The organism is Falsiroseomonas sp. RANM36 (assembly GCF_056682175.1).
The window spans coordinates 1,544,861-1,556,494 of record NZ_JBWXTD010000003.1; the positions used below are offsets into that span (position 1 = coordinate 1,544,861).

Annotated in this window: 11 protein-coding genes and 1 pseudogene; 10 read left to right on the top strand and 2 right to left on the bottom strand. The window is 72.3% G+C overall.

The genetic code is table 11. The features are described from left to right. The 4 genes and pseudogenes from AC1MIR_RS12315 to AC1MIR_RS12330 form a co-directional block, all read left to right on the top strand. Positions 1-303 (top strand): annotated as a pseudogene (locus AC1MIR_RS12315) (hypothetical protein); the annotation flags it as partial. Next, positions 300-2,336: a hydantoinase B/oxoprolinase family protein gene (locus AC1MIR_RS12320; RefSeq protein ID WP_480028443.1), complete on the top strand. Its 2,037-nt coding sequence runs from the start codon at positions 300-302 to the stop codon at positions 2,334-2,336. The pseudogene AC1MIR_RS12315 and the gene AC1MIR_RS12320, both read left to right, overlap by 4 nt. Continuing rightward, complete coding sequence (locus AC1MIR_RS12325; protein ID WP_480028444.1) at positions 2,333-3,472, top strand: 2-aminoethylphosphonate--pyruvate transaminase; 1,140 nt, start codon at positions 2,333-2,335, stop codon at positions 3,470-3,472. The genes AC1MIR_RS12320 and AC1MIR_RS12325 overlap by 4 nt, the downstream gene beginning before the upstream one ends. Then, positions 3,469-4,515, top strand: a complete 1,047-nt coding sequence (locus AC1MIR_RS12330) for a C-terminal binding protein (RefSeq protein ID WP_480028445.1) — start codon at positions 3,469-3,471, stop codon at positions 4,513-4,515. The genes AC1MIR_RS12325 and AC1MIR_RS12330 overlap by 4 nt, the downstream gene beginning before the upstream one ends. 4 nt (positions 4,516-4,519) lie before the next feature. On the opposite strand, the gene AC1MIR_RS12335 is transcribed toward AC1MIR_RS12330, so the two are convergent. Further along, positions 4,520-4,927, bottom strand: a complete 408-nt coding sequence (locus AC1MIR_RS12335; protein ID WP_480028446.1) for a RidA family protein — start codon at positions 4,925-4,927, stop codon at positions 4,520-4,522. Positions 4,928-5,044: 117 nt separating this feature from the next. On the opposite strand from AC1MIR_RS12335, the gene AC1MIR_RS12340 reads away from it, so the two are divergent. The 3 genes from AC1MIR_RS12340 (at position 5,045) to AC1MIR_RS12350 (ending at position 8,143) form a co-directional block, all read left to right on the top strand. Continuing rightward, a complete protein-coding gene (locus AC1MIR_RS12340) occupies positions 5,045-5,803 on the top strand; it encodes an SDR family NAD(P)-dependent oxidoreductase (protein WP_480028447.1) in 759 nt (252 codons plus the stop codon). 100 nt (positions 5,804-5,903) lie between these two features. Next, on the top strand, positions 5,904-6,686 hold the full coding sequence (locus tag AC1MIR_RS12345; protein WP_480028448.1) for an SDR family NAD(P)-dependent oxidoreductase: 783 nt from the start codon (positions 5,904-5,906) through the stop codon (positions 6,684-6,686). Next, the gene (locus tag AC1MIR_RS12350) at positions 6,683-8,143 is read left to right on the top strand and encodes an amidase (protein WP_480028449.1); all 1,461 of its coding nucleotides are present in this window, start codon (positions 6,683-6,685) and stop codon (positions 8,141-8,143) included. The genes AC1MIR_RS12345 and AC1MIR_RS12350 overlap by 4 nt, the downstream gene beginning before the upstream one ends. A 7-nt stretch (positions 8,144-8,150) precedes the next feature. Here AC1MIR_RS12350 and ltnD read toward each other — a convergent pair whose 3' ends face one another. After that, positions 8,151-9,053, bottom strand: coding sequence for an L-threonate dehydrogenase (gene ltnD, locus AC1MIR_RS12355; RefSeq protein ID WP_480028450.1), 903 nt, complete (start codon positions 9,051-9,053; stop codon positions 8,151-8,153). Between the two features lie 217 nt (positions 9,054-9,270). Between ltnD and AC1MIR_RS12360 the strand changes: the two genes are divergently transcribed. The 3 genes from AC1MIR_RS12360 to AC1MIR_RS12370 all read left to right on the top strand — a co-directional run. Then, positions 9,271-10,302, top strand: coding sequence for a 2,5-dihydroxypyridine 5,6-dioxygenase NicX family protein (locus AC1MIR_RS12360; RefSeq protein ID WP_480028451.1), 1,032 nt, complete (start codon positions 9,271-9,273; stop codon positions 10,300-10,302). Further along, positions 10,299-11,003: an alpha/beta fold hydrolase gene (locus tag AC1MIR_RS12365; protein ID WP_480028452.1), complete on the top strand. Its 705-nt coding sequence runs from the start codon at positions 10,299-10,301 to the stop codon at positions 11,001-11,003. Before AC1MIR_RS12360 ends, AC1MIR_RS12365 begins: the two co-directional genes overlap by 4 nt. A 5-nt stretch (positions 11,004-11,008) precedes the next feature. Beyond that, on the top strand, positions 11,009-11,634 hold a 626-nt coding region (locus AC1MIR_RS12370; RefSeq protein ID WP_480028453.1), incomplete at its 3' end, for an acyl-CoA dehydrogenase family protein.

Consider the following 11,634-nt stretch of genomic DNA (forward strand, 5'->3'; position numbering starts at 1 on the left):
GGGCGCGGCCGCCCGGCCCTGGTCCCCCGGGGGGGCCTCGGCGTGAGCGGCCGCGCCCCGCCGGGCGCGCGGCGGGATGCGCCGCCGACCGGGGCGCGGCCGCGCGGCGCGCGGCGCGTGCGGCTGGGCGCGGCCGAGATGGAGGCGGCGGTCTATGCGCGCGCGGATCTCGGCGCTGGCGCCGTGCTGCATGGCCCGTCCATCGTCGAGCAGGACGACACGACCGTGCTGATCCTGCCGGGCTGGCGGGCGCAGGCCGATCGGATCGGAACCCTCCATGTCACCGCGGAGGTTGCGCGATGATCGCCACCGACCGCGTCCAGATCGAGATCTTCTTCCACAAGGTGACCGCCATCACCGAGGAGATGGCGATCACCCTGCAGCGCACCGCGCGCACCACCTACGTAAAGGAAGCCGGCGACTTCGGCTGCGCGCTGGCGATGCCGGATGGGCGCTTCTTCGCCTATCCGAAGGTCGTGGGCGTCTCCGGCTTCCTGGATTCCGATGTCGGGCCGGCGCTTTCGCATGTGCCCGATCTCGAACCAGGCGACGTGGTGATCACCAACCACCCCTATGCCAGCGACGGGCTGGCCAGCCACATGCCGGACCTGCACCTGATCCGGCCGATCTTCGTCGAGGGGCGCATCGTCGCCCATGCGTGGGATTTCATCCACTCCGCCGATATCGGCGGCGGCGTGCCTTCCTCCATCTCGCCACGCTTCTCCGACCTGTTCCAGGAAGGGCTGCAGATCCCACCGATGAAGCTGGTGAAGGCGGGCCGGCTGAACGAGGATTTCCTGACCCTCTACCGCGCCAATTGCCGCGTGCCGGAGGTCAACATGGGCGACATCCGCGCCATGCTGGCCGCACTCGAGACCGGCGAGCGGCGCGTGCTGGAGATGGTCGCGCAGATGGGGACGGGGGCCTTCCTGCAGGCGCAGCGCGACCTCGTCGCCTACGCCGGGGAGAAGGCGCGCGCGGTGCAGCGCCTGATCCCCGACGGCACCTACGAGTTCTGGGACCTGCTGGACGACGACTTCGTGTCCAAGGTGCCGGTGCGCGTGCGCTGCCGGCTGACGGCGAAGGACGGGCATGTGCATCTGGACTTCACCGGCTCCGACCCGCAGGTCGCCTCGGCCTACAACATCCCCACCGCGGGCAAGCGCCATCCCTGGCTCACGCTGAAGCTCATGCACTTCGTCTTCAGCCATGACCGCACCATCCCGCTGAACCACGGCATGTTCAGCCATGTCACGGTGGAGGCGCCGCGCGGCACCGTGGTGAACCCGGAGCCGCCGGCCGCCGTCGGCATCCGCAGCGCCACCGCCATCCGCCTGAACGAGACGATCGTCGGCGCGCTGACCCGCGCGCGGCCGGGGCTCATGCCGGCGCCATCGGGCGGCATCATGATCCCCTCGGTGCTCGTCGAGCAGGATCCACGGACGGGGCGGCGCAATGTGATGGTGCTGCAGTCGCTTGTCGGCGGCACCGGCGGCCGGCAGGGGGCCGATGGCGTGGATGGGCGCGACTCCTCGCTGGCGAACCAGCGCAACACGCCGATGGAGAAGACCGAGGAGGAAGCGGCCGCGATCATCACCGAATACGCGCTGCGGCCGGATTCCGGCGGCGCTGGGCGCTGGCGCGGCGGCAGCGGCGTGATCTTCTCGGTGCGCATCGCGCGCGCGGGCAGTGCTGTGCTGGGCCGCGGCATGGAGCGCTTCGTCTTCCGCCCCTGGGGCGTGGCCGGCGGCCGGCCTGGCCTGCCGGCGCGGGTGGTGGTGAATCTCGGCCGCGCGGATGAGCGCGAGCTCGGCAAGCTCGACGTGTTCCATCCGAAGCCCGGTGACGTCGTCACCATCATGACGCCCGGCGGTGGCGGCTATGGCGACCCGCTGGAACGCCCGCCCGCCGCCGTGCTGGAGGACGTGCTGGACGGCCATGTCAGTCGCGCGGCTGCGTCACGCGACTACGGCGTGGTGCTCGCCGGCGACACGGTGGACGAGGCGGAGACGGCCGCGCTGCGCGCGCGCCTGGCCGCCGCGCGCGGTGCGCCGCCCGCGATCTTCTTCGGGCCCGAGCGGGACGCCTGGGAAGCGGTGTTCGACGACGCGACGATGACGCGGCTCAACGCGGCGCTGATGCGCATCGGCACGCACGCCCGGCATGAGCGGCGCCGAGCCTTGTTCGAGGCGGTGGTGCCCGGCCTGGCGCGCGCCGGCACGGCGCCGCTGCACGAGATCGTCGGCGACATCCCGGCGGCGCGCGCGCGGCTGGCCGAGGAGATCGCCGCCCTGGAAGCCGAGACCGGCGCCGCCGGTGAGGGAGCATCGCCATGACCGAGAGACGCCACGACTTCTACCTGCTGACGCCCGGCCCGCTCACCGTTGCGCCCGAGGTCAAGCGCGAGATGCTGGCCGACCGCAGCCCCAACGCCGCGGCGCATTGCGAACTCACAGCGGGCCTGCGCGACTACATGCTAGAGATCTGCAACGGCCGCGAGACGCATGTCTGCGTGCCGATCCAGGGCAGCGCGACCTACGGTATCGAGGCCGCCTTCCAGACGCTGGTGCCGCGCGACGGCAAGCTGCTGGTGATCCAGAACGGCTTCTACGGCACGCGCCTGCGCGAGATCGCGGAGGGCATCCGGCTGAACGTCGCCGTGCTGGAACTGCCGATGCTGCCGCTGCCGACCGAGCAGGACATCGAAGCCGCCCTGGCCGCCGATCCGGCTATCACGCATCTGGTCTTCTGCCATGTGGACACCGGAACCGGCGTGCGGCACCCGCTGGAGGCGATCGCCGCCGCGGCGCGGCGCCGCGGTGTCGGCGTCATCGTGGACGCCGTCGCCTCCTTTGGCGGCTTCCCGATCGACGCCGCAGGGCTCGGGCTGACCGCGATCATCGCCTCGCCCAACAAGTGCCTGGAGAGCGTGCCCGGCATCGGCATCGTCATCGCGGAGCGCAAGGCGCTGGAAGCCGCGGCGGGCCGTTCCGCCTCGGTCGTGCTGGACCTGCACGCGCAGTGGCGGTTCTTCGAGGACCGCGGCAACCAGTGGCGCTGGACGCCGCCCACCCATGTGCTCGCGGCGCTCGGCAAGGCGGTGGAGCGCCACCGCGCGGAAGGCGGCGCCGCGCCGCGGCTGGAACGCTACCGGCGCAACTGGCGGCGCCTGGTGGACGGCATGCGCCAGCGCGGCTTCGTCACGCTGCTGCCCGACGAGGTCGCGGCGCCGATCATCGCGACCTTCCGCGACCCGACCGATCCTGCCTACGACTTCCCGCGCTTCTACGCCGCGATGGAGCGGCGCGGCTTCGTCATCTTCCCGGGCCGCCTGACCGCCGCCGGCACCTTCCGCATCGGCGTCATGGGAGACCTGGTCGAGAGCGACATGACGCTGATCCTGGAAGCGATCGAGGAGAGTTTGGCGGAGATCGGCGTCGGCGCGCCGGCCCCCGTCAGCAGCGCCGCATGACGGAACGCCTGGTCGTTCTCATCCTCGATCCGCAATTCGCCCACACGCCCGACATCGAGCGCGGCATACTGGGCGAGGGGCCGGAGATCGCGATCTGGCGGCCGGACGGCGCCGCGCCGCTCGATCCCGCCGTGCTGGCGGGCGCGGATGTGGTGATCAACTGCCGCAGCCGCCATCACCTGCCGGCGGAGACGGTGTCGCGGATGCGACGCGCGCGCCTGGTGGTGCAGGCCGGCGTCGGCTTCAACCACATCGACCTCGAGGCCTGCGCGCGGCGCGGCATCGCGGTGTGCAACACGCCGGACTACGGCACCACCGAAGTCGCGGACCACGCCATCGCGCTGATGCTGACGCTGATGCGCGGCACCGCCGCCTACAATGCACGACTGCTGGCGCGCGAGGCGGCCTGGTCCACGGCGGAACTCGTGCTGCCGCCGGTGCGGCGGCTGCGGGGGCTCACCTTCTGCGTGGTCGGCCTCGGCCGCATCGGGCTGGCGGCGGCGCTGCGGGCACGTGCCTTCGGGCTGGAGATCGCCTTCCACGATCCGGGCCTGCCCGCCGGCATGGAACTGGCGCTCGGCTTCCGCCGATGCCGCACGCTGCACGAGCTTCTTGGCAGCGCGGACATCGTCAGCCTGCACTGCCCTCTGACGACCGAGACGACGCGGCTGATCGATGCAGCGGCGGTCGCCGCGCTGCGGCCCGGCGCCGTGCTGCTCAACACCGCGCGCGGCGGCATCGTGGACCTGGATGCGCTGCATGACGGGCTGCGGGATGGGCGCGTCGTCGCGGCCGGCCTCGACGTGCTGCCGCAGGAGCCGCCGGATCGCGCGCATCCGCTGCTGGCCGCCTGGGCGCGCCAGGAAGCCTGGCTGGAGGGGCGGCTCGTGCTGACGCCGCACGCCGCCTTCTATGCGCCCGAAAGCCTCGCCGACATGCGCCGGCTGGCGGCGCAGACCGCGGCGGATTTCCTGCGCGACGGCAGCCTGCGCACCTGCGTCAACGGCGCGCTCCTGGCGCGGCACGGCTTCGCCGCAGGCTGATCCGCTATCGCGGGTTCCTGGGCACCCAGGCGACGACCTCCACCTCCACCCGCACCTCGGGCGAGCCGAGACCGGTCACGATCACTCCGGTATGCGGCGGGCGATGATCGCCGAAGAAGGCGAAGCGCTCGGCCGTCACGGCGTCGCGGTCCGCGCGGTCCACCAGGATCGTGCTGATCTTCACCACGTCACGCGGCGTCGCGCCCACGCTCGCCAGGCAGCGGCCGATGTTGCGATAGACCTGCCGGGCCTGCGCGCCGGCATCGCCGAGGCCGACCCAGTTGCCTGCCTCGTCCTTGGCGATCTGGCCGGCCACGAAGACGAAGTCGCCGGCGCGGCAGACATGGGCATAGCTCGGCGTGCGGGCGACGCCCTCGGGGTGGATGATCTCGGGACCGTCCGGCTGCGTCATGCGCCTCTCCGCTGCTGCGCGCGGCGTGGTGGATGCCGAAGGCGGATTGCGCCGCGCCGGTCGCGTCCATAGCATCCCGGCGCATGCACGCGCAGGAGGGGAGTCGGGCGGATGCGCATGGCCGGCATGGTCGCGATCGTCACCGGCGGCGCTTCCGGCATCGGCCGCGCCGCGGCCACGCTGTTCGCGCGCGAAGGCGCGGCGGTGGTCCTCGGCGACGTGGAGGCCGAGGCCGGCGCAGCGCTGCAGGCCGAAATCACCGCCGCAGGGGGGCGGGCGCTGTTCCGCCGCTGCGACGTCACGGTGGAGACGGAGGTCGCGGCCCTCGTCGCGGCCGCCGAGCAGGACTTCGGGCGGCTCGACACGATCTTCAACAATGCCGGAATCGAGCAGCCCGCGACGCCCTCGACCGAGGTCACGGAGACGCTGTTCGAGCGCGTGATCGCCGTCAACCTCAAGGGCACCTTCCTCGGCTGCAAGCACGCCATACCCGCGCTGCTGCGCGCCGGCGGTGGCACCATCGTGAACAACGCCTCGGTGGCGGCCTTCGCCAATGTCGGTGGCAATATCGCCTATGCGGCCTCCAAGGGCGCCGTGATGTCGTTGACCCGCGTGCTCGCCATCGAGTACGCGGCGCGCGGCATCCGGGTGAACGCCATCTGCCCCGGCGTGATCGACACCGCGATGAACCAGCGCAACCTGGAACGCGCGCCGGACCGCGCGGCCTGGATGGCGCATGCGCTCTCCGTCACGCCGCTCGGCCGCATGGGCACGCCGGAGGAGGTGGCGGAGACGGTGCTCTACCTCGCCTCGCGCCAGTCCGGCTTCGTCACCGGCGCCGGCATCGTCATCGATGGCGGGCGCATCGCGACATGATGTCGCGTGGGAAGATCGCGACATGATGTCGCGTGGGAGAATCGCGACATGATGTCGCGTGGGAGGATCGAGACATGATGTCGCGTGGGAGAAACGCGAATTGAGGGAGGCGGGCCGCCTGTCGGACCGCCTGTCGGGCCGCGTCGCGGTGGTCACCGGCGCCGCGCGCGGCATCGGCCGGGCGGTGGCGCGCGCCTTTGCCGCCGAAGGCGCGATGGTCCATGCGCTGGACCGGGAAGCGGCGGAACTCGCCGCGCTGGCCGAGGCGTCCGGCGGGGCGATCGCCGCCTGGCCGCTCGACCTCGCCGATGCGGCCGCGGTGGCCGCGACCTTCTCGGCGATCGCGGCGGCCGCGGGCAGGGTGGACGTGCTGGTGAACAATGCCGGCATCATCGCCCGTGGCCCGGTCGAGGCGATCGCGGTGGAGACTTGGGACGCGCTGATGGCGGTGAATCTTCGGGCCGCCTTCCTGTGCGTGCGTGCGGTCGCGCCGGGCATGAAGGCGCGGCGGCGCGGCGCCATCATCAACGTCTCCTCGAATGCCGGGGTCCGAGGGCTGCCGGAGGAAAGCGCCTACACCGCGACCAAGTTCGGCCTCGAGGGGTTCTCGCGCGCGCTGGCCGCGGAACTTGCGCCCTACAACGTGTCCGTGAACACGATCACGCCGGGCCATCCGGTGCGCACGGCGATGAGCGAGACGACCTATGGCGCGGCGGAACGCGCCGTGTGGAAGAATCCGGCGGAACTCGCGCCGGCCTTCGTGCATCTGGCGCTGCAGGACGCGAGCGGCCTCAACGACCGGCATGTACGGGCCTGGGACCTGGTGCAGGTCCTGCAGCGCGCACCGGCGGGGCGCCGATCCGGCGAGCAGGCGATGCCATGATGCCGTCCGACCTGATCCGTCTGACCGCCACCGAGGCCGTGGCGCTGCTGCACCGGCGGGAGGTCTCGCCGCTCGACCTGATCGAGGCGGCGGCGGCGCGCATCGCGGCGGTGGAGCCGGCGGTGAACGCGTTGCCGACGCTCTGCCTCGATCGCGCGCGGGCACATGCGGCGCGCCTGATGCGGGGCGAGGGGCGTGAGTTGGAAGGCGCGCCAGGCTGGCTCGGCGGCCTGCCCGTGACGATCAAGGACCTGACGGACGTGGCCGGCGTGCGCACCACCTATGGCTCGCCGATCTTCGCAGACCACGTCCCGTCGGAATCGCATCCGGTGGTCAAGCGGATCGAGGCGCGCGGCGGGATCGTCATCGGCAAGTCCAACACGCCGGAATTCGGCGCCGGCGGCTCGACCTTCAACGAGGTGTTCGGCCGCACGCGCAATCCCTGGAACACGTCGCTCACCTGCGCCGGCAGCACCGGCGGCGGCGCCGTCTCGGTCGCCACCGGGGAGGCTTGGCTTGCCCAGGGCACCGACCATGCTGGCAGCCTGCGGCGGCCCGGCACCTATTGCTCCGTGGTCGGGTTGCGGCCCACGCCGGGCCGCGTGACGCGCGGCACGCCGAACAACCTGTTCTCGCCGCTGACGGTGCAGGGGCCGATGGCGCGATCCGTGGCCGATGTCGCGCTGTTCCTCGACACCATGGCCGGCTGGTGCCCGCTCGATCCGCTGACCTGCGACGCCCCGGCCACGCCCTATGCCCAGGCCGTGGCGGAGGCCGAGCGCCATCGTCCCCGGCGCATCGCCTATACGCCCGATTTCAACGGCAAGCTGGCGGTGGACCGCGAGACGCGCGAGATCTGCGCGCGCGCCGTGCGCCGCTTCGAGGAGCTGGGCTGCATCGTCGAGGAAGCGGCGCCCGATCTCGGCGAGCTGGTCGAGGCCTTCCTCGTGCTGCGCAGCCAGGCCTTCGTGGTGGATCGCGAGTTGCAACTGCAGGCGATGCGCGACCGCCTCAAGCCCGACATCATCTGGAACACCGAGCTCGGCCTCTCGGCCACGCCCAGCCGGCTTGCCTGGGCCGACCGCGAGCGCGCGGCCTTCTACCGGCGGATGGCGGCGTTGTTCTCGCAGTATGACGTGCTGATCACGCCCGGCGCGCCGACGCCGGCCTTCGACGTGATGCTGCGCAATCCGCCCAGCATCGCGGGCGTGGAGCTGGAGCACTACATGGCCGGCTCCATGCTCAACGCCGCGATCACCATGGCCGGCTGCCCGGCGGTGGCGGTGCCCTGCGGCTTCGACCAGTACGGGCGACCTATCGGACTGCAGATCGCCGCGCCGCCGCATCGCGAGGAGGTGGCGCTGCGCGCCGCGGCGTTGTTCGAGGGCCGGTCCGGCCTGGACCGGATGGTGCCGGTGGATCCGCGCCCGGGCGCGGTGCCGCCGCCCGAGGCCTGACCGAAGCTCAGCCTTTTGGCTTCTCACCCGGCAGCGGAATGCCGGTCAGCGCCTGCCAGACGCGGATCACGAAGCCATCATCGGCGCGGCCATGGCCCATGGCGCTGGCCGCGGTGAAGAGCTGCTGCGCCTGGCTGGCCAGCGGCACCGGATGGTTCAGGCCGCGCGCCATCTCCGCCACCAGGCCGAGATCCTTGACGAAGATGTCCACCGCGCTGCGCGGCGCGTCGTCGCCTTCCAGCACGCGGGCCATGCGGTTCTCGAACATCCAGGAATTGCCGGCGGCGCTGGTCACCACGTCGTAGAGCTGGCGCGGATCGGCGCCGGCGCGGATGCCGAGCGCCATCGCCTCGGCTGCCACGGCGATATGCACGCCGGCGAGAAGCTGGTGCACCACCTTCACCGTGGCGCCGATGCCCGGCGCATCGCCCAGGCGCCAGACCTTGGACGCGACCGCGTCGAGCACGGGTTGCGCGCGATCGAAGGCCGCGGGGCTGCCGGAGGCCATCACGGTCATCTCGCCGCTCGCCGCCTTGGCGGCGCCGCCGGAGACGGGCGCATCCAGATACAGCAGGCCGCGTTCTTCCACCGCCGCGGCGAGGCGCCGCGCATCGTCGGGCGACATGGTGGCCGAGGAGATCACGACGCCGCCGGGCGCCATGCGCCCCGCGCAGCCGGCCTCGCCGAACAGTGCCGCGTCGGTCTGCGCGGCGTTGACCACCAGCAACAGCACGACCTCGGTGCCGTCCGGGATCTCCGCGGGGCTGGCGCAGGCGGCACCGCCGGCGGCGACGAAGTCGGCGCGCGCGGAGTCCCGCAGGTCGCAGCCGGTGGTGGCGAGCCCCGCGCGCAGGCAGGACTTCGCCGCGCCCATGCCCATGGCCCCCAGGCCGATCACTGCAACCTTCATGCGCCCTGCTCCTTCGACTGCGGCAGACTCGCCCCCGCGGGCGGTCAGCGCAAGACGAGCACGCCGATCTGCACGACGGCGGCGACGACCATCAGGACCAGGACGATGCGGCTGAGCGTTGAGATAGGCGGCATGGCTCGCCAGATGGTGCGCCCGGGGCGGTGCCGGAAGGGCCCGGCCCGCGCTATGCTGGCCCCGAGGGGGAAGGAGGGCCGGATTGCGCGACGACCGGATCGAGCCGCAGTGGCTGGACGCCTTCGAATCCGTGCTGCGCCTGTGCAGGGCCGCGCCCGGCGAGCCGGTCTGCGTGCTGGCCGAAAGCCAGTCCCGCGCGCTGAACCAGGATCTGGCGGAGGTTGCGGCGCGGCGGCTCGGCTGCCGGCCCTTTCGGGTGGTGGTGCCGACGCCGCCGGTTGCCGCGATGCCGATGCGCTCCACCGGCGCGTCGCGCGCCCTGCAGGGGCATCCCGGCGCGCTGGCGGCGCTGAAGGCCTCGCCGCTGATCCTCGACCTGACGCGCGAAGGGCTGCTGCACGCGCCGGAGCTTCAGGAAATTCTCGCCGCCGGCAGTCGGGTTCTGATGATCAGCGACGAGCATCCCGAGGTGCTGGAACGCCTGGTCCCGCGTGCGGAGGACCAGCCGATGGTCAAGGCCGCGCTGGCGAAGCTGCGGGCGGCGAAGCGCATGCGCGTGACCAGCGCGGCGGGCAGCGACCTCGACGTGGTGCTGGAGGGCGCGCCGAGCGCCGGCGTCTGGGGCTGGACGGACCGGCCCGGCACCGTCGCGCATTGGCCGGGCGGCGTGGTCGTTGCCTTCCCGCGCGCCGGCACGGTGAACGGCACCTTGGTGCTGTCGCCGGGCGACGCGAACCTCACCTTCAAGCGCTACGTCGAAAGCCCCGTGCGCCTGATCCTGCGCGACGATCACATCGTTTCCGTGGAAGGGGAGGGCGCGGATGCGCGGCTGATGCGCGCGCATCTCGCCGCCTGGGGCGACCGCAACGCCTATGCCGTCAGCCATGTCGGCTGGGGCCTCAATCCGCGCGCGCGGCGGGAGGCGCTGCTGTTCCACGACAAGCGCGACGTGAACGGCACGGAGCTGCGCGCGGCGGCAGGGAACTTCCTGTTCTCCACCGGCGCCAACGAGTTCGCCGGGCGCTACACGGAAGGCCATTTCGACATCCCCGTCTTCGGCTGCACCATCGCGCTGGATGGCGAGGACGTGGTTCGCGAGGGAGAAGTGCTGTGACGGTCGTTCTGCTGCATGGGATCGGCGGGCCTTCCTGGGGCGACCTGCTGCCGGAAGCCATGCATTGGCCGATGCCGGGCTTCTGTGGCACGCCGGCGCTGCCGGACATGACCTTCCCGGCGCTGGCCGATGCGCTGTTGGAGTCGCTCGACGTGAACCGCGTGTTCGAGGCGGTACTGGTCGGGCATTCCATGGGCGGCATGCTCGCCCAGGAATTTTGCGCGCGCTTCCCGCACCGCGTGTCGAAGATGGTTCTCTACGCGACGACGCCGGCCTTTGGCGGGCGCGATCCGGCCTTCGCGGAAGCCTTCCTGAAGGCGCGGCTCGGCCCGCTGGAAGGCGGGCGGACGATGGCGGAGGCGGCGCCCGAGATGCTCGCCGGCATGTTCGAGCCCGGCGCGGATCCCGAGGCGCTGCCGCGCGCCATCGCCGCGACCGCCGCCGTGCCGGCGGAGGTCTATCGCGACACGGTGCGCTGCCTGACCACCTTCGACCGCCGCGCCGATCTGCCGAACATCGCCGTGCCGACGCTGCTGATCGCCGGCGAGCGCGACCAGGCAGCGCCGCTCAAGACCATGCAGCGCATGGCGGAGACCATCCCCGGATCGCGCCTGGTGGTGATCCCGGGGGCCGGCCACATGGTGCATCTCGAGCGTCCGGCCGAATTCCGCGCGGCGCTGCTGCCCTTCCTGGCGGACTGATTCGCATGGACGCGCCGATCTTCGACCCCGCCGCCTTCCGCCTGACGCCGCAGGAAGCAGCGCTGACCGCGAAGGCGCGGGACTTCGGCGCGCGCGTGCTGGCGCCGCGCGCCGCGCGCTGGGACCGGGAGGCGTCCTTCCCCACCGACAACTACCGCGACATGCATCGCCAAGGGCTTTTGGGCATCTGCGTGCCGTCGGAGGAGGGCGGGCTCGGCGCCGGCTTCCGCGCCTATTGCCTGACGGCGGCGGAGCTCGGCCGCTATTGCGGCGCGACGGCGCTGACCTGGAACATGCATGTGTGCAGCACGCTCTGGACCGGCGCGCTGACCGAGGACCTCGAGATGGACGCGGAAACGCGCGCGGAGCATCGCCGCCGCCGCCGCATCCACTACGACCGCATCCTGCGCGAGGGCGCGATCTATTCGCAGCCCTTTTCGGAGGGCGGCGCGGGGGGGGGGGGGGGGGGCCCCCCGGGGCGCCCGCTTTTGGGGGGGGGGGGGGGGGGGGGTGGGGGGCGGTGCGGAAGCTGGCATGCGGCGTGCGGATCTTCCGCGCCACCTCCACCAGCCGGTCGCCATAGACGCCGTTGGTGTGGATCAGCAGCTTGCCGTTCTCCGGCACGAAGGTG